The organism is Legionella feeleii, assembly GCF_001467625.1.
GTDB lineage: Bacteria > Pseudomonadota > Gammaproteobacteria > Legionellales > Legionellaceae > Tatlockia > Tatlockia feeleii.
The window spans coordinates 185852-203812 of record NZ_LNYB01000081.1 but is presented as its reverse complement, the minus strand read 5'-3'; the positions used below and the strand labels follow the sequence as shown (position 1 = coordinate 203812).

The window sequence follows — 17961 nt, the reverse complement described above, 5'->3', positions numbered from 1 at the left end:
CCTATTACTGCGAAGCTCCTCGTGCATCAATATCCCAGACATCAATAACGATGTCGTTGCTGGTAATATAAAATTTATCGAATAAATTGATGGTGGGATCACAGTGTGGAACGATTAATTCAAGGACTTCTTTATTAGCAGGTAGTGGGGCCTTGTTTGGGGCCGTTATTTTGCCATGCTCATCACCAAAGCCACCCCAATCGTAATTTAAATGAGGATGACTGATGATTTTAGGTTTATTTACGGGATCAAAATAAAGTGCTTTTGTACCTGCATCAACAGTAACATGTTCCTGACGGTTACTGCTAATGACAGTAGTCAGTAATGTCATGGCATGTTGAAAAGTAGTGAACTGATGAGGATTTTCTTTGGAGCCAATTCTGGCGTAATCAACATCCATAACGGCATACGATCCTGGTTGTATTTCAGTGATTTCTGCCGCTACGCTATCGATATCATAGGTGCCTGTGCCAGTACCCGTTAGGATAGGGCAGGGCAGTCCGGCTTTTTTAAGTGTTTGTACTACTTCGCTGGCCTGTTGCATTGCTTGTAAAGAGCTTTCTTGCCGTTGCTGATAAGAAATAATATGTTGCAAATTCCCTGCATAGCACTGGACTCCAAGGAAGTTTAGCCATTGGGAATTCATGATAGCGGTTGCTAAGGGCAAAGCGAGCTCAGGTTTGACCCCAGTTCTCCCTATACCTGGATCCAAATCAAGTAACACATTTATTTTTTGATTAATGGAAGCAGCTGCTGTGGCAAGCTCCGCAATATTCTTCTCATTATCAACGACTAATATCGTATCAGGTGATTTTTTCAGGCAGTTCAATAAACGTCTGATTTTGTAGGTACTGACAAGGGGAGACGTAATTAGAAGACCCGTGATCCCTTGGTTAATGAGTACTTCTGCCTCAGAGATTTTTGCTGCGCTAATACCAATTGCGCCATATTGGCGTTGAAGTTTTGCCAGTTGCGAGCATTTATGAGTTTTACAGTGGGGTCTAAGATTAATACCATTTGCATCAGCATGTTGCTGCATGAGTTTAAGATTGTAATCCAGTTTGTCTTTATCAATAACCAGGCAGGGAGTATCCAGGGCAAATTTATTAACCCCCATAAACGCTTTTGGCATATTCATTTTAGAGCTAAGGTTCGTTAGGGAGGTAGGATAGCACAAAAAATCCAGGCCTAACTGCTCATTCGAGGAGAAATGTAAACAACCCTTAAATAGGTTTAAACAAATGCTGAGAGGAGAAATCCTCTCAAATAGTCCGTTTACTCTATCTCAGGATAAATTACTGACGCCTTATGACTGCCGTGCCAAATTTCTTGCTCACTTAATTCTGTTTCAATGAATTCAATAGGTGCACCACATTCTGCAATCATAGCGACCTTAAATCCCGGGAAAGGCTCATAAGGTGCAAGAATCACTTCTTTCCCTGCTATGGCTTCATTAAGGCTAGGTACTTGAAAGGCCACATGGACTTTGGATTTTATTAAAGGATGTAAAGGAGAATCGGGTTCAAAGCGATGGTATTGAATACGATACTCACTGTTTTGCCCGCCACTCGTGTACATTTTGAATGTGGAACTGTATTTTTCACCTTCACGGGGACTATCCGTAGGTATCCCCATGTGATGATATTGATAGCCTGTGGTTTTTATAGTCATTTTTTTGCCTCGTTGACAATTTTATAATGAGTATAATTAAGTTAAAAAAGTTGTAAATTGACTTGTAATTAATTCATTATGAACAATAAGTTTATAATAAAGGTTCAAGCAATGTATAACCAGGGGCAGGTATCCTGTTTTTTAAAAGTGGCAGAGTTGGCTAGTTTCTCTATGGCAGCCGAGACCTTACATTTGACTGTAACGGCTGTCAGTAAGCAAATTAAAAATTTAGAGCAGGCAATTGGTGAACAATTGTTCTTACGAACCACTCGACGTGTCGATCTAACCGAGTTTGGCCACCTATTTTATGAGCGTTGTAAGGCAATTGAAGAGCAAATCCAGGCTGTTAATCGATTTATCGAATCAAACCGCGAGGAGCCCCAAGGGGAATTAAGGGTCCTGGTTTCAACAATTACTGCCAAGGAATGGGTGTTACAGCATTTGCCAGCGTTTATCAATGCTTACCCATTGCTTGATCTTGAGTTGGTTTTTTCAGAACAGGATGATGAATTGGCACGTACTGACATCGATATTATGGTAGGGTTTCCGGTTATTCCGCCGGCAACAGAAACACTGAAATACCGTAAAATGTTTAATGTGAATAATATCCTCTGTGCTTCCAAAGAATTTGCTGCCCGTTATGGTTTGCCAAAGGATGCAGAGGAATTACCACACTTTAAGATCATTTCACACAGCCTGCGTAAACCGGCTCACTTTTTACCACTTGCTGATGGAGGGCAATTACATTGTGCGAAACCCATTCTTTACATGGATAATTTTGAGGCATTAAATCAAGCCTGTCTGGCCGGGGTTGGTTTGTTTTTGACGGGAGATATCTTGGTCAAATCATGGCTGGCTAGTGGTGATTTAGTCCAGGTGTTAGGGCAATATGTTTTTCGTCATTATGAAATTTTTATGTTTTACCGTGCTTATGATTTTGAATTACCCAAGATTCGTGCTTTTGTCGATTTTTTTACCGCTAAACTCGCCTGATTATTTCTGTTGCAGGGTTAACAGATTTAATTGCCATGGATTTCCTTTGATATTGCCAATAGACTTTGCAACTGGTACGAAAAAGCGCATAATAGCTGCTTTTTGACGAGTGAAAAAAGTGTTATGAAACAAACCGTCGAACAATTGCTCACACAGGCGCTTACAACGCTCAAAGAATCAACTGTTATTCCGCAAGATGTTGAAGTAGAGTTCAAAGTTGAGCGCGCTAAAGAGAGTAGTCATGGTGATTTTGCGACGAATTTAGCTATGATGTTGGCCAAGCCTTGTCGCCAGGCGCCCCGTCAATTAGCTGAATTAATCATCAATCATTTACCGTCCCATTCAGCTGTAGAGCGAGTTGAGATAGCGGGTCCCGGATTTATTAATTTTTTCATGCGAAATGAAGCACGCAGCCAAATTATTGCTCAGATACTTAGAGAGGGTGAGCTGTTCGGTCGTAGTGATTTTGGCCAAGGAAAGAAAGTTATTCTGGAGTTTGTCTCGGCAAATCCAACCGGCCCCCTGCATGTTGGTCATGGCCGAGGTGCTGCTTTTGGTGCAACGTTGGCAAATCTTTTAGTGGCGGCGGGTTTTGCGGTGAGTAGTGAATATTATGTGAATGATGCTGGCCGTCAAATGAATATTCTTGCTGCAAGCGTTTGGCTGCGGTATTTGAGTCTGGCTGGTGAGGGAATTGTTTTTCCTGCTAATGGTTATCGTGGTGATTATGTCATAACTATTGCCCAGGACGCTTTAGACCAATACGGCCATGATTTTGTACATCCCTGGTCTGTGGTGCAAGAGGGCTTGCCTGCTGATGAGCCACAAGGGGGCGATAAAGAAGTCTATATCGATGCCATGATTGTTCGAGCGCGTACTCTGCTTGGTGAAAAGGGTTTTAAATTGTTCCACAAGCTGGCTTTGGATTCGGTACTCGACGATATTAAAGATGATTTGGCAGGTTTTGGTGTTAAGTATGACTACTGGTTTTCAGAACAATCATTACTGGATGGCGGAGCAATTGATAAAGGGATCCAGGCATTAAAAGACGCTGGCCATACTTACGAAAAAGAAGGCGCTTTGTGGTTCCGCGCAACTGATTTTGGCGACGAGAAAGATCGCGTGTTGGTTCGTGCAAATGGGCATACCACCTATTTTGCTTCGGACGTCGCTTATCACTGGGATAAGTATAATCGAGGTTTTGAACGTGTCATTGATATTTTTGGTGCGGATCATCACGGCTATGTAACACGAGTGAGGGCAGCAGTAACTGCTTTGGGCCATGATCAAAGTGCCTTGGATGTTTTATTGGTACAATTTGCGATCCTTTATCGTAGTAGTGAGCGAGTTCAAATGTCTACTCGCAGTGGTTCTTTCGTGACTTTGCGCGAACTGCGTGAAGAAGTTGGCAATGATGCTGCTCGTTTCTTCTATGTTATGCGTAAACCAGAGCAACATATGGATTTTGATTTGGATTTGGCGAAGTCTGAATCAAATGATAATCCTGTTTATTACATTCAATATGCTCATGCGCGTATTAGTTCGGTGTTGCGGCAATTACAAGAACGTGGTTTGCAATGGGATGAAGAAAATGGTCTTGCCCATATTGAATTGCTCGTGGAACCACAGGAAGCCGCTCTAATTTCTTTAATAAATCGTTACCCTGAAGTAGTTGTAGCAGCAGCCAGTGCTTGTGAACCGCATCAGCTTGCCTATTATCTACGGGAGTTAGCGAATGGATTGCATAGCTATTACAATGCCGTACAATTATTGTGCGAGCAAGAGGTCTTAAGGAATGCGCGTTTATGCCTTCTAAAAGCAGTACGTCAAATCTTGAGGAATGGCTTGCATTTAATTGGTGTATCAACTCCTGAGAGCATGTGATGGCAAAGGATTACGGAAGAAGGCCGAGTAGGCAAAGGAGTAGTGCCCCTAAGCAAGTATTTTGGGTGCTCGCTTCTTTTTTAGGCGGTTATTTGGCAGCGACAGTGTTTGATTTTACCAGCTTGACTACTTGGATTAATACGCAGGTATTAGGACAGCAAAATGAGCAAAAAAATACGGCACAAGTCGTTGCAAAACCAAATGAAATGCCAAAGCCAAAATTTGAGTTTTATACGTTACTGGCTAAAGATCGCAGCGCACCTGCACAGGTAACCCACCAGGTTAATCCTGCTACGCTGGCGGCGCAGACTAAAGTGGTGGTTTCACCTTCATCAGCTGCCGCCTCTGCTTCGAATACTCCCACGCCAGCTGCTGCAAATCAGCAAACGCAGATCGCCGCTGTTGTTACAGAAAGCAAACCTATAGCAGTAGCTAATACGAGTAGCAAAGAGTCTTATTTGCTACAGCTTGCTTCATTCAAAAATAAGCAGGAGGCTGAGCGTTTGAAAGCTGCTCTGACTTTAAAGGGTTTTGATGTTCACGTTGCTATGTCTTCTCCGCAGCAGGGTAATTGGTTTAGGGTAGTTCTCGGACCTTTTCATTCACGAGGAGATGCTGAAAAAGCACGGATGGCCGTAGCACGCAGAGAACGTATTACAGGGATGATTCGTAAAATGGATGCCTAGGGGAATAAATAAAATTCTTCAGTAGTTCGCTCTATAGCGAAGCTGGGGAAGAAGAGCGCAGAACCGAAATGCGCAACGGTAGTACAGTAGGGTTTGAGCACCGTAGTGACGAAATGATACTTCATGAGAGTAGAATTTCGAGAGAAGTGAGTTCCAACAGAAACAGGAAGTCAAGGTAATACTTACTTGATGACGTTACCTCTGCCGTCGTTGAAAGGAGGTTAGAAACTATAATCAACGATAATTTCTTGCAAGGGCATGCATCACGACAGGAATTTAGCTTATGCCGAAAAATATAATATTTCATGGTTCTTTTTTAGTTTCTGGGATTATGTGTCATGCTGGGTGTGGTTCTTTAGTTAAGACCGCACTGAGTGATTTAAGTGGGATTGAATTACCTTCGGATGCAGAAGTTCATTCTATCGATGCACAACCTAAAACGTTAGGTATTCATGAAATATCTATATCGATTCAAAGTAAACAGGAAGGATTTAACCAGAGTGGCGAAAAGAATAAAACGATTCTTGCTGGCCTCACAAGTAAGTTAACCGAATATGGTTTTCAGATTATTGACGAAAAAAATCTCGAATCCGAAGATGAATCAAAATGGCCTAACCGGATCAACATACTAGTTAATCTGGTTGCTATGTTGGGTATTCTTGTTTTATCACTTAGTTATCCTCCTTCACTGCTCTTGACGGTTGCTTTAACAGCAGTGACTACTCTAACTACTGCTTTCACTGGAAGAAATTATCTCTCTACCTTTTTACATAACCTGCGCAATAAAAAAATTAATGATATGTCATCGACGATTAGTCTCGGTTGGTTATTATCCCTGACTCACACGTTCTATCATTCAGTCACTATGCCGCTGGCCAGTAGTTTTTCGATGGTATTCATGAGTTTTATTATGCCGGTGATGCTGATTGCAATGGTAAATGGCATGGATGAAATTAAACGTCTGGTCTTGCAAAAATCAAAGACAATTCATTTAAAAGGCATGAAATCATTATTCCCACAAATGGCAGAAGAGTACCTTTGCCATGAAATTCCTCCAGATGCGCAAGAAAAATTAATGTCAGTAATGGAGACTCAACCTTCAGACGTTAGTGTTGAAGAATTTTTAATTCCCGTACAGACTTTGTTGAGTAGTGATAAAGTCAAGCGATCCAAGCAATCGTTACAGAAGGGGATGCTTATTCAAGTGAATGCTGGGGATTGTTTTCCAGTCGATTGTACCCTTGTACAAGGAAGTACTCTGGTTGATGCATCGTTGTTAACAGGTGAACCACAACAGCCCAAACAGCTTCTGGATACTATTCCGGCTGGTGCGATTAATCTTGGACAGGCAGTTACAGTGTATGTGACTAACGATTCTTATAATAGTACTGTCAATCGATTATTGTTTCGCTCAAATCGAGCCCCAGAAAAGACGACTTCACCCGATGACACGACTAAATTCACATCTCTTTATACAAGTCTGATTATGGTTAGTATTGTTGCCTCCATCATAACACCGCTTTCTTTGGGAGTATTCACTGTCCCTCTGGTTTTAAAAAATGTCATCGGTATTTTATTTGCAGTTTGCCCTTGCACCATTGCTATCGCCCACCAGTTACCGCAGTTGTTAAGTATTTATCAGCGTAATAATAAAAATATCTTATTGCGCAATGAGAATAATGCGAATCAAGAGACGATTCATACCGTGGTATTTGATAAAACAGGTACGCTGACAACCGGGAGGAGTAAGGTAGAGTCCTATGCGGGGCTTGATGAGGCCCTTTGGCAAAAAATTCATTTATTGGAGCAATCCCATGGTGCGAGTCATCCTCTGGCCAACGCAATTAATAGTTTTTACGACTCCCATATTGCCCAGAAGATTGTCTTTACAGATATAAGTAACCCGGTTCTTGATCCAAAAAATCGTGGTTTATCAGCGACAGTTCAAGGTAAATCAATTCACATAGGTAATCTCAGTTATATGCAGGACATCCAGGAATCCCAGATCGTGGTGGCAGAAGAGCATAGTTCTTTAATTCAAAGCAAATTATTGCAGGGCTATACACCCATTTATGTGGCTGAAGAAAAGGTTTATAAAGGAGTTATTTTCATACAACACGAACCACGAAGTGACATTTTAGACGCACTTAAGCGCTTAAAGAAAGAAGGTAAAACTTTAATTATGCTTACCGGTGACAATTCAGTGTCGGCGATGGCATTTAATCAACAAATATCGGCAAAGGCCTATCCACATAGCGAAGAAACCATTTTTGAGCCACAAAATATTCATGCAGAGCAGCAACCGCATATGAAGGAAAAGTTTTTGCAGAAATTAATGAAATCTTTTGAGCCTGTTGCTGCACCTAAAAAAGAAAGTAGTAAAGAGGGTTTTTTAAGCACAGTAAGAGGTTTTTTTGGGGGCGGGATGACGCCTTCAGAACCTAAAAAAACTCAAGGAGGCGTTTGGTTTGTTGGCGATGGCTTAAATGATGCCCCGTGCGCCCGAATCGTGACAGAAAAAAAAGGCGTCAGTTGTGCAATGAATTCTACTGACAAGGCTGCTTTTTTTACAGATATTAGCTTAAATGGTTCATTGGCTTATCTATTTGAACATCATAAACTGGATCGTTTTTTTCAAAAAAATATTCGTCAAAACCAAGCGTTACTGGTTTATAGTGCCATTGCCTTTTTAGCGTTTATTATCAGTTTTTCAATCGCAGGCCTTGCTGTTTCTCCTTTGATTCCGATGTTGATCATGATGTCGACTACCGGATTTACTTTACTCAACTGTTACCGTGTCAAACTTTCGGTGGATGAGGCACTTGATAAACATCGCTCATGGTTTAGAGGCTTTTTTGTTTCAGATGCCTCTGTTGGTTTAGCGGCTGGCGCAAGTACATTATTAATTGGTGGCCTGCTCATCTCAACCGTGATGTCGAAGGGATTGGGTTTACCTGCATTGACTGCCGGAGGTTGGGCCGCAATAGGCAGTGCCGCCGCTCTGTCAGGAGGGATACTATTAACGTTATTCACTTTGACAGCGGTCGGCTATCTAATTTTTGATCAATTTACCCCAATGACTGGCGATGGCGCTGTAAGCCAGCGTGAGTCTTCAGTCATCAAAAGACAGCGGGGGACTCCAAAACATACAACAACTCCTGCCCATCAAGAGGTTCATAAAGGACTTTTTTCGTTACCTGAGCAGAGTACCGGTGACAGGATGGCAGGAACCAGGGTTCCGACTGTAGAGTCAACTAACTTTACAGCCAGCTTTATCTAACGCGTTACAGTCACCCGAATATCGCGGGCATTTTTTATTGCTTGCGGTTTACTAATGCTAATGGTTAGCTGTGGGAGGTTATACTCATTTTTAATTAGTCGAGCAATACGGTCGGCGGCGGTTTCAATGAGATGGAAAGAATTGGTTTCCACATAGTTGGTGACTTGTTGGCATAGTTTGGCGTAATCGATAGTATTCGCTAAATTATCTTCACAATCAGTAAAGTCAGCGGGAATGGTAATATCAATTAATAAAGGCTGGCAAATTCGCTGTTCCCAATCATAGACGCCAATACGGGCGGCTACCGTGAGACCCTGGATATGAAGACTGTCCATAAGCAAACTTAAGCAGAAAGAAGTTTCACTAGCATAGCAAGTGAGTGTTTTAGGGGCAATGTTTTATAGATAGAATACGTTTATAAAATCAGTATTAATCAGTTTGGATGGATTATAAACACAAAAACAAGGCTAAAGACTCTAATGCCATTGAAATTATGGCAATATAACGATGCCAATAGCAAATAACAAAATTTATGACCCCTATGTATAGCCCTGACATGCAGCAACAGCTCAAAGATAGCCTGGAATTATTGAAAATGATTTTAGGATCTGATCTTTTGGGCGTTTATCTGTATGGTTCCTCCCTGGTGGGCGGACTACAAAAATATAGTGACATTGACTTATTCGTTGTTACCAGGCGCGCAACAACTTCAGAGGAAAAAGCCAGATTAATTGCTGATCTTCTTCAAATCTCTGGAATTTACATGAAAAGTTCAAAATTACCTATTGAAATGACCCTTGTTGAGAAGGCAGCGATTAATCCCTGGCGTTATCCCCCTCACTTTGATTTTCAATATGGGGATTGGTTACGCCAATCTTTTGAGAAGGGCATCATTGAACCCTGGGTGACCCATGAAATGCCTGATCTTGCGCTCATTGTTACGCAAGTGTTATTAAAGAGCCAAACCTTATCGGGGTTAGAGCCTGAGCGGCTATTGGCACCAGTGCCATACCATGATTTTATAAAAGCGATGCTTCATGATTTAAATCGACTTGCCATGGATCTTGAGCATGATACTCGAAATGTCCTGCTTACTTATGCGCGAATCTGGAGTACTTTGGAAACCAATGCAATAAGATCTAAACCTGCTGCCGCAGACTGGGTGATGAATCATTTACCCAAAGGGTATCAACCGGTAATGCAGCGGGCTAAATCGATTTGTATTGGTGTGGAAAATGAATATTGGGATGATGTAAAAGTCCTTATAAAGTCTTGTGCAGATTTTATGGCAAATAAAATCAATGAACGCGCTTCATTGATTAATTTTGAGGATCCCAAGTTAATAAAGCTCCATGAGGAACCATTGCCAGGAGATTCCTCGTTTTGTTCGAGATGACGTGCGGTTACAACCCTAAAACCACTTCATCAGAAGTTTGTTGGGTATTCAAGGCACTGGTTCCAGGATGAGGCATAAATCCGCAAGTTTTACTAAGACCGGATGAGAGAGAAAGATTCTTACGCCAAGCACCTACAGAAGTTTGTTCCTCCACTGGCTCAGGGGATGAAGCAACTGGATTCACTGTTGTTGTGATTAAGTGATCCATAACTGAACGCGCTGCTTCTTCTTGCAGAGGCGATGTTACCACTGCCGTGTTTTTAGGAGTTGGCTGCTCAAGTTTTGGAGAATAGATAAAACTTAACAATCTTAATTTGGCTACCAGCCAAATCGCGGAGAAATAACCTAATTCCTTATACCCATGGTTAGCAGGATCTTGACGTGTTGCTGCATATTGCTCAGCACTTAATAGGTCTACTTGGCTTATATTCGCTCGATAATAAACCTTGCCGTCCACTCCGTGTATCAATAGGGGTTGAGGCTGCGATTCTTTGTAATTCACCTCAGGCAGGAACGCAAGGCCACCGTATTGGGATGGTTGCGGTTTTTTGCCGCCTAACAAGCGTCTCGTAATATCACCGAGTGAATTATCCATGCCATTAATGAGTTGGTTGCTATCTTCATCGTTTGAGCGTTCAAAATAGGTCCCATCACCGTATGCTTGATCTTCACTAGGGTTAACACCAAAAACGGTATCAGCTCCATAGTGTTTATAGCCTTTGGGTTGAAACGGATTTAAGACGTTTAATCCAAAGGTATTATCTTCATTGTGCATATTGTTGATGAGAATAGATCCCCAATTACCAAATTGTGCAGGCATAATTTGGCGCAACAAACCTATGCGGCTTAGATGTCCGCCAGCAAAGTGATCAGAATAAAAATGCATGGTAAACAGATCTTGCCCAACAGCCAGTGCATGGTAACGATAATACAATTCGTTGTAGAGCGTCTTATTGTCCAGCGAGGCTTTATAACCATAAGCAGTCGGATTTTGACCTATTGTTTCTGCAACACGTCGTGCTTCGCTGAGTATCCCGGGCTCAATTTCACTGAGATCGCCCTCAGTAGCCAAGAGTTTAAACGCGTAAGCCAGCTCAGTAGAATGGAGTGCTTCTGTGTGGCCAACCATGTAGGCGCGAGTTGACCAGGGAGCAAAATGAGCTTCGTTCAATGTCAGTTTTTTATTGTAACCATTAACGCGAAATGCATAGACCAGTTGTTGAAAAATGCTATTCAACGCGGGGAAAAAAGGAATATAGGTTCTTTCTTCAATAGCATAAATCTGTTGGATATCCGCTTTCCGGAGAGTTGGGGAAGCTAAATCACCATAGGCCTGAAGATAAACATCGTTCTCTTTGGGGCTGACAGGCAAGTTGAATAAGGCTTCATTATCTTTTTTTACATGGCCTGTTAAAGGGGGAAGTTGTAAATCCAGACCCCAACCTGCTTTGGTGTAATAATCTCCAGCCAACGCAACAATATCACCGGCTTCTAATGCAAATCCTAATGGAACAGGTATGCCATTAACGAGCCGCATCATGCGGACACGCAAGTTATTGTTATCGCTCTCAGATAGGCCTTCACTTCCCTCTAAATAACGGTTGCCCAAGGTCATTATGCGAATTTTATTACCGGCATTACGGTGTTCATTGGTTTCCATGCGTGTTCCACAAAAATGTCTTGCCTAATTTTAACGTCTAAAAGTTAAGGTAACCTTAAGCTGGAAAGCGAAAACAGTGCTAAAATTGATAACTCTACTAATAAAAAAATGGTTGTTTATGACAGGTATTAATGAATCCTTGTTTGTTCGAGCGTTGCAGCGGAAATCAGTTACTCGAACTCCTGTATGGTTTATGCGTCAGGCTGGCCGTTATTTGCCAGAATATCGCAAAGTTCGTGAGCAAGCAGGTGATTTTCTCAATCTATGTAAAAATCCTGAGTTAGCCTGTGAAGTGACTTTGCAGCCGCTTAGGCGTTTTTCCCTGGATGCAGCCATTTTATTTTCTGATATTCTCACTATTCCTGATGCGATGGATTTGGGTCTTTATTTTGCTGAGGGGGAAGGTCCTTGCTTTAAAAGGCGAGTACAGACTATACAGGCCATTGATGCCTTACCGATTCCCAATCCCTCCGATGAGTTAGCCTATGTGATGAATGCAGTGCGCTTGATCCGCCAGGAGATGCCGAAACACTTGCCTTTGATTGGTTTTGCGGGAAGTCCATGGACTCTGGCTTGCTACATGGTGGAAGGGGGAAGTAGCCGGGAATTCAAGAAAGTTTTGCATTTACTCTATTCGGAGCCACAGGCAGCTCATTTGCTCTTAGCTAAACTTGCGCAGGCAGTTAGCCTCTATTTAGAAGAACAGATCAAAGCAGGCGTGAATGCTTTGATGATTTTTGATACCTGGGGAGGAATTCTGACTCCTGCAAACTACCGTGATTTTTCACTTCACTATATGGAAGAAATCGTTACGCAATTGAAATCCAGGTATCCCGATATTCCCATTATCCTTTTTACCAAGGGTGGAGGGCAGTGGTTGCAGCAGATGGCAGATACTGGTTGTGATGCGCTTGGTGTGGACTGGACGGTTGATCTCGGCAGGGCTCGAGCCCAGGTTGGTGACCAGGTTGCTTTACAAGGTAATCTTGATCCGGCTGTATTACTAACAAATCCAGATTGTATACGTCATCAAGTTAAACAGGTTTTGGCCTCGTTTGGTCGGGGAAATGGCCATGTATTTAATCTGGGGCATGGGATTACTCCGGATGTGCCCCCTGAACATGTTGCCGCAATGATAGAGGCTGTTCATGAATATAGTCCTGCTTACCATAAGGAGGGGTTTTCATGATAATAGAAAGTACTTTCAAGCCCGCTTGGTGGTTGCCAAATTCTCATGTACAGACGATGTACCCAACCCTGACTCGCCGTATTCAGGCGCCAGTTGATTTGCGCGAGCGCATTGAACTGCCAGATGGTGATTTTATTGATTTGGCTTGGGCAATTAATGGCAACCATAGTGAAGCACCCTTGGTTATTTTATTGCATGGTTTGGGTGGAAATGTTCAATCTTCTTATGTCGGTGGGTTAATGCAAGCGTTTAATCGCTATGGTTGGCGGGCTGTATTAATGCATTTCAGAGGAGCAAGTGAGGAACCGAATCGTTTGTTACGGGCTTACCATTCGGGTGATACGGACGATATCAATTATTTACTGAACCGATTAAAGCAAAGGGAACCCCACAGTAAAAAAGCGGTAGTTGGGATATCACTGGGAGGTAATGTTTTACTCAAATGGCTTGGAGAACAGGGGCAACAATCTTTAATTGATGCTGCAGTGGCTGTATCGGTGCCTTTCCAATTACGTTTGGTTGCTGATCGGATTAGCCGGGGTTTTTCTCGAGTTTATCAAGGTTACTTATTGCGTCGTTTAAGACAGGTTTTTGAACAAAAGAAAAATAACTATACAGAGGATTTACCCGAAGTTTTGCAGAATATGCATAAATGGCAATGTTTTTGGACTTTTGATGAATTTGTAACGGCGCCTATACACGGGTTTCCTAATGTTCATGCCTACTATAGAGAGTCGAGTTCCCGCCGTTATCTGCGCTATATAGCCACCCAAACCTTAATTATTCATGCACTGGATGATCCTTTTATGACACCAGAGGTTTTACCGCAAGCAGAAGAATTATCTTCAGATATTACCTTGGAACTTAGCTCCTCCGGAGGACATGTTGGTTTTATTAGTGGAAAATTGCCAGGAAAACCGCTCTATTGGTTAGAACAGCGGATTCCTGACTACTTGCAAAAAATATTTGCTACTTTGCATTAAACTGTTTACTGAGCTGGATGGCCATTTCTAACGATTGCTCGTAATTCAAGCGAGGATCTACAAGGCTGCGATAGGCATGTTTTAGATCTTCTGCACTTAAACCACGCGCACCACCGATACATTCAGTAACGTTATCACCGGTTAATTCAAAGTGAACTCCACCCAGATAACTACCCATTTCACGATGAATTTTAACTGCTTGCTGTAATTCTGACAGGATGTTGTCAAAATGCCTGGTTTTAATGCCATCAGAGGTTGTTTCTGTATTGCCATGCATGGGATCACAAGACCAAGTTACCGGGCTTTTGGTTGCCTTAACGGTTTCAATTAAAGGCGGCAATAATTTATCAATACCTTTTGCTCCTAGACGGGTAATAAGTAATAAGCGTCCTTCCTCACGGTTTGGATTAATTATTTCCATCACCTCGGTCAGCCATTCTTTCGTGGCAGAGGGGCCAACTTTAATGCCGATTGGATTTTGTACACCGCGCAAAAATTCCAAATGCGCACTATCCAATTTAGCAGTCCGCATGCCAATCCAGGGTAAATGAGTTGATAAATTATACCATAGGCCATCATGCAGATGACGGGTTAAAGCTTGTTCATAATGAAGATGCAACGCTTCATGAGAAGTAAAAAAATCAACTTTATTAAACAGGCTGTTGTTACTGGAGCCCTCAATTGCTTCAATAAAGGCTAGGGAATCAGACAACGAGCGCACAATAGCGTGGTATTCATCGGCTTGGGGTGAATGCTCAACGAAACGCAAATCCCAGCGCTGGGGATGATGCAGATCTGCAAAACCGCCATCTAATAAAGCGCGAATAAAATTAAGCGTCATGGCGGCGCAGCTATAGCCTTGCAGCATCAATTTGGGATTGGGTACGCGCGAGGGGGCATCGAATTGTTGTGAATTAACCAAATCGCCACGATAACTTGGCAAAGTAACGCCATCGATGGTTTCGTGATCAGATGATCGCGGTTTCGCGTATTGGCCAGCGATACGGCCTATCCTTATGATTGGTTTGCGCATCCCGTGTAACAGGATCAGGCTCATTTGTAACAAAATCTTCAGCTTGTTACTGATGATATCAGAACGGCACTCATTAAAAGATTCGGCACAATCGCCCCCTTGCAGGATAAACGCTTCGCCTCGACCAGCTTTTGCAATGGCTTGCTTTAAATTTTTTATTTCACCACTGGTCACCAGTGGTGGCAGGTTGCTTAATTGTTCAACCACTTTTGCTAATTGATTCTGATCAGGGTAATTGGCAGCTTGCTCATAAGAATGTTGTTGCCATGACATTGGCGACCACTGGTGCATAAAAAAAATCCTTTGGTTATCTATAATACTGAGTATGCGATGAATGAACACTTCTAGCAAGATTTAGTTCTTGCTAACGACAAGATTTTGCTTCCGCAGGAAGCAGTGGGCTGGTTTGTAAAGAATTAAGCAATTTAATGACAAACGGACTTGAAATTTTCCTGATAGCCCCCAACTATTGCCATCAAACTTATTCGGGAGTTTTTGCATGAGCGAAGATAAAAGAAAGAATTGGCATAAAATCAAAGAAAATAGTGAGTTAGAAGACGAGTTCCTTGACCAAGAAGACTCTGAGGATGAAGAGGACGCACAGTCTGAGCCTGGCGAAAATGCTTTAGAGCACCCAAGTTATTCCGCGCTTGAGGAACAACTAACCCTTGCAGAACAAAAAGCACATGAAAACTGGGAAAAAGCAGTGCGAGCCATGGCGGAAGTAGATAATATTCGCCGTCGTGCTGAGCGTGATGTGGCCAATGCGCATCGCTATAGCCTGGAAAAAATAATTAATGCGTTATTGCCAGTGGTTGATAGTCTCGAGCAGGCTCTACAGCTTTGTGAAAAAGAAGGTCAGGAAGGCATGAAGGAAGGCTTGGAGTTGACTATGAAGTTGTTCATCGATGCTTTGGAAAAACATGGTGTGACGCAGATAAATCCGGAAGGAGCTCCTTTTGATCCACAAGAGCATGAAGCGATGTCTATCCAAGAGGTTCCTGGTGTTGCAGCGAATACGGTTTTAACGGTATTCCAAAAAGGCTTCAAATTAAATGATCGACTGATTCGCCCAGCAAGGGTCATTGTTGCCAAGGCGAAATAAACCAATTAATGGTTTAATTTGGTTACTTTATTACGGGTATAGCTTGAAATTGGCAAATTTTATCCCCATATGACAACTATTGCAGTACTAACTTTTGAGTGGAGCAAGAACAAATGGCAAAAATTATCGGAATTGACTTAGGTACAACAAATTCCTGCGTAGCAATAATGGAAGGTGATAAACCTCGTGTAATTGAAAATAGCGAAGGTTCTCGCACTACTCCTTCAATTGTTGCTTTTACCGATGATAATGAAGTATTGGTTGGCCAGTCTGCTAAGCGTCAGGCAGTGACTAACCCTAAAAAAACCCTGTTTGCAGTAAAACGATTAATCGGTCGTCGTTTTGATGATCCTGTCGTACAAAAAGACATTAAAATGGTGCCTTATGAGATCGTTAAAGCAGACAATGGTGATGCCTGGGTAAGAGTAAATAATCAAGATAAAGCACCACCACAAATCTCTGCAGAAGTTTTACGTAAAATGAAAAAAACTGCTGAAGATTATTTAGGTGAAGAAGTGAAAGAAGCAGTTATCACTGTACCTGCCTATTTCAATGATTCACAACGCCAGGCTACCAAAGATGCTGGTCGTATTGCTGGACTTGAAGTCAAACGTATCATCAATGAGCCAACCGCAGCGGCGCTTGCTTATGGTATGGATAAAAAACGAGGTGATTCAGTCATTGCTGTTTATGATCTTGGTGGTGGTACTTTTGATATTTCTATTATTGAAATTGCTGAGGTAGATGGCGAGCATCAATTCGAAGTATTAGCTACTAATGGGGATACTTTCCTTGGTGGGGAAGATTTTGATCTGGCATTGATAGAATACCTTGCTGCTGAATTTAAAAAAGACAGTGGGATTGATTTACACAATGATCCCCTGGCTCTGCAGCGCTTAAAAGAGGCCGCTGAGAAAGCCAAGATTGAGCTGTCTTCCGCACAACAAACTGATGTGAATTTGCCTTATATTACAGCTGATGCCTCCGGGCCAAAACATTTGAATATCAAATTGACTCGCGCCAAATTGGAGTCTTTGGTTGAGAAATTAGTCGAACGTTCAATTGAGCCTTGCCGTGTAGCCTTGAAAGATGCAGGTTTGACTGTATCACAAATCAATGAAGTGATTCTGGTTGGTGGTCAAACGCGTATGCCGCTTGTGCAAAAAACGGTACAGGATTTCTTTGGTAAAGAGCCACGTAAAGATGTGAATCCTGATGAAGCTGTGGCAGTTGGTGCTGCTATTCAAGCGGCTGTTCTATCCGGGGACGTAAAAGATATTCTCTTGCTTGATGTTACCCCACTTTCTTTGGGTATCGAAACGCTGGGTGGTGTGATGACCAAGCTAATCGAGAAAAATACCACTATACCAACTAAAGCGAATCAAGTGTTTTCAACGGCGGATGATAATCAAACAGCAGTGACAGTTCATGTGTTACAGGGGGAACGCGAACAGGCCTCTGCCAACAAATCGCTGGGTCGTTTTGATTTAACTGATATTCCTTCTGCACCGCGCGGTGTACCACAGATTGAGGTAACTTTCGATATCGACGCGAATGGTATTCTTAATGTTTCTGCTAAAGATAAGGCAACTGGTAAGGCGCAATCCATCGTGATTAAGGCGTCCAGTGGGCTGAGTGATGCAGAAGTTGACGCGATGGTGAAAGACGCGCAATCGCACGCAGAAGAGGATAGAAAATTTAAAGAAATGGCTGATATACGTAACCAAGCCGATAGTCTTATTCATAACAGTGAGAAATCATTAAAGGATTTAGCGACCGAACTGTCTGATGATGAGAAAAAAGGCATAGAAACGGCTATTGCTGAATTGAAAGAGGCTGTAAAAGGCAATGACAAGGCCCACATAGAAGATAAATTAAAAATTCTAAGTGATGCTTCTTCCAAGATGGCCGAGCGTATTTATGCGAAAAAATCAGCGGAAGGCCAGCAACAGGAAGCACCTGGTGACGCTAAAGCTCAAGAATCAACGAAAGCAGCAGATGAAGGTGTTGTTGATGCTGAATTTGAAGAAGTTCAGGATGATAAGAAGTAAAGCTTAATAAAGCACAGGCCTTATGAAAAA

14 protein-coding genes are annotated in these 17961 nt (G+C 42.3%); 9 read left to right on the top strand and 5 right to left on the bottom strand.

The window, feature by feature from the left end:
* Positions 1 to 4: 4 nt before the first annotated feature.
* Together Lfee_RS10770 and Lfee_RS10765 are read right to left on the bottom strand one after the other, a co-directional pair.
* Positions 5 to 1132: a DSD1 family PLP-dependent enzyme gene (locus Lfee_RS10770; protein WP_058446668.1), complete on the bottom strand. Its 1128-nt coding sequence runs from the start codon at positions 1130 to 1132 to the stop codon at positions 5 to 7.
* A gap of 143 nt (positions 1133 to 1275) precedes the next feature.
* The gene (locus tag Lfee_RS10765; protein WP_058446666.1) at positions 1276 to 1671 is read right to left on the bottom strand and encodes a hypothetical protein; all 396 of its coding nucleotides are present in this window, start codon (positions 1669 to 1671) and stop codon (positions 1276 to 1278) included.
* A 111-nt stretch (positions 1672 to 1782) separates the two neighbouring features.
* On the opposite strand from Lfee_RS10765, the gene Lfee_RS10760 reads away from it, so the two are divergent.
* The 4 genes from Lfee_RS10760 (at position 1783) to Lfee_RS10745 (ending at position 8514) form a co-directional block, all read left to right on the top strand.
* The gene (locus Lfee_RS10760; RefSeq protein WP_058446664.1) at positions 1783 to 2664 is read left to right on the top strand and encodes a LysR family transcriptional regulator; all 882 of its coding nucleotides are present in this window, start codon (positions 1783 to 1785) and stop codon (positions 2662 to 2664) included.
* 123 nt (positions 2665 to 2787) lie between these two features.
* Positions 2788 to 4548, top strand: a complete 1761-nt coding sequence (argS, locus tag Lfee_RS10755) for an arginine--tRNA ligase (protein WP_058446661.1) — start codon at positions 2788 to 2790, stop codon at positions 4546 to 4548.
* Positions 4548 to 5234, top strand: coding sequence for an SPOR domain-containing protein (locus Lfee_RS10750; protein ID WP_058446659.1), 687 nt, complete (start codon positions 4548 to 4550; stop codon positions 5232 to 5234). Before argS ends, Lfee_RS10750 begins: the two co-directional genes overlap by 1 nt.
* A gap of 283 nt (positions 5235 to 5517) precedes the next feature.
* Positions 5518 to 8514: an HAD-IC family P-type ATPase gene (locus Lfee_RS10745; RefSeq protein WP_058446657.1), complete on the top strand. Its 2997-nt coding sequence runs from the start codon at positions 5518 to 5520 to the stop codon at positions 8512 to 8514.
* On the opposite strand, the gene folB is transcribed toward Lfee_RS10745, so the two are convergent.
* A complete protein-coding gene (gene folB, locus Lfee_RS10740) occupies positions 8511 to 8849 on the bottom strand; it encodes a dihydroneopterin aldolase (protein ID WP_058446655.1) in 339 nt (112 codons plus the stop codon). The genes Lfee_RS10745 and folB overlap by 4 nt on opposite strands.
* A gap of 206 nt (positions 8850 to 9055) precedes the next feature.
* On the opposite strand from folB, the gene Lfee_RS10735 reads away from it, so the two are divergent.
* On the top strand, positions 9056 to 9910 hold the full coding sequence (locus Lfee_RS10735) for an aminoglycoside adenylyltransferase family protein (RefSeq protein WP_058446653.1): 855 nt from the start codon (positions 9056 to 9058) through the stop codon (positions 9908 to 9910).
* Between the two features lie 7 nt (positions 9911 to 9917).
* On the opposite strand, the gene Lfee_RS10730 is transcribed toward Lfee_RS10735, so the two are convergent.
* Entirely contained in the window at positions 9918 to 11570 is a 1653-nt protein-coding gene (locus Lfee_RS10730) for a hypothetical protein (RefSeq protein ID WP_058446652.1), read from the bottom strand.
* Between the two features lie 118 nt (positions 11571 to 11688).
* Here Lfee_RS10730 and hemE point away from each other — a divergent pair, with 118 nt between their 5' ends.
* Both hemE and Lfee_RS10720 read left to right on the top strand, forming a co-directional pair.
* On the top strand, positions 11689 to 12759 hold the full coding sequence (gene hemE, locus Lfee_RS10725) for a uroporphyrinogen decarboxylase (protein ID WP_058446651.1): 1071 nt from the start codon (positions 11689 to 11691) through the stop codon (positions 12757 to 12759).
* Positions 12756 to 13742, top strand: coding sequence for a hydrolase (locus Lfee_RS10720; RefSeq protein ID WP_058446650.1), 987 nt, complete (start codon positions 12756 to 12758; stop codon positions 13740 to 13742). Before hemE ends, Lfee_RS10720 begins: the two co-directional genes overlap by 4 nt.
* Here the strand turns inward: Lfee_RS10720 and Lfee_RS10715 are convergent.
* Positions 13729 to 15066 carry a 3-deoxy-7-phosphoheptulonate synthase class II gene (locus tag Lfee_RS10715; RefSeq protein WP_058446649.1) on the bottom strand — a complete coding sequence of 446 codons (1338 nt, stop codon included), beginning with the start codon at positions 15064 to 15066 and terminating at the stop codon, positions 13729 to 13731. The two genes, Lfee_RS10720 and Lfee_RS10715, sit on opposite strands and share 14 nt — an antisense overlap.
* Positions 15067 to 15274: 208 nt before the next feature.
* On the opposite strand from Lfee_RS10715, the gene grpE reads away from it, so the two are divergent.
* Together grpE and dnaK are read left to right on the top strand one after the other, a co-directional pair.
* Positions 15275 to 15880, top strand: a complete 606-nt coding sequence (gene grpE, locus Lfee_RS10710; protein ID WP_058446648.1) for a nucleotide exchange factor GrpE — start codon at positions 15275 to 15277, stop codon at positions 15878 to 15880.
* Positions 15881 to 15993: 113 nt separating this feature from the next.
* The gene (gene dnaK, locus Lfee_RS10705; RefSeq protein WP_058446646.1) at positions 15994 to 17931 is read left to right on the top strand and encodes a molecular chaperone DnaK; all 1938 of its coding nucleotides are present in this window, start codon (positions 15994 to 15996) and stop codon (positions 17929 to 17931) included.
* Positions 17932 to 17961 lie beyond the last annotated feature (30 nt).

Bases quoted from the DNA above. Each gene is read 5' to 3' on its own strand.
- Lfee_RS10715 (WP_058446649.1), bottom strand. From the start codon at position 15,066: ATGCACCAGTGGTCGCCAATGTCATGGCAACAACATTCTTATGAGCAA.
- dnaK (WP_058446646.1), top strand. From the start codon at position 15,994: ATGGCAAAAATTATCGGAATTGACTTAGGTACAACAAATTCCTGCGTA.
- Lfee_RS10735 (WP_058446653.1), top strand. From the start codon at position 9,056: ATGTATAGCCCTGACATGCAGCAACAGCTCAAAGATAGCCTGGAATTA.
- Lfee_RS10765 (WP_058446666.1), bottom strand. From the start codon at position 1,671: ATGACTATAAAAACCACAGGCTATCAATATCATCACATGGGGATACCT.
- Lfee_RS10770 (WP_058446668.1), bottom strand. From the start codon at position 1,132: ATGCCAAAAGCGTTTATGGGGGTTAATAAATTTGCCCTGGATACTCCC.
- Lfee_RS10720 (WP_058446650.1), top strand. From the start codon at position 12,756: ATGATAATAGAAAGTACTTTCAAGCCCGCTTGGTGGTTGCCAAATTCT.
- hemE (WP_058446651.1), top strand. From the start codon at position 11,689: ATGACAGGTATTAATGAATCCTTGTTTGTTCGAGCGTTGCAGCGGAAA.
- argS (WP_058446661.1), top strand. From the start codon at position 2,788: ATGAAACAAACCGTCGAACAATTGCTCACACAGGCGCTTACAACGCTC.
- folB (WP_058446655.1), bottom strand. From the start codon at position 8,849: ATGGACAGTCTTCATATCCAGGGTCTCACGGTAGCCGCCCGTATTGGC.
- Lfee_RS10730 (WP_058446652.1), bottom strand. From the start codon at position 11,570: ATGGAAACCAATGAACACCGTAATGCCGGTAATAAAATTCGCATAATG.
- Lfee_RS10745 (WP_058446657.1), top strand. From the start codon at position 5,518: ATGCCGAAAAATATAATATTTCATGGTTCTTTTTTAGTTTCTGGGATT.
- Lfee_RS10750 (WP_058446659.1), top strand. From the start codon at position 4,548: ATGGCAAAGGATTACGGAAGAAGGCCGAGTAGGCAAAGGAGTAGTGCC.
- grpE (WP_058446648.1), top strand. From the start codon at position 15,275: ATGAGCGAAGATAAAAGAAAGAATTGGCATAAAATCAAAGAAAATAGT.
- Lfee_RS10760 (WP_058446664.1), top strand. From the start codon at position 1,783: ATGTATAACCAGGGGCAGGTATCCTGTTTTTTAAAAGTGGCAGAGTTG.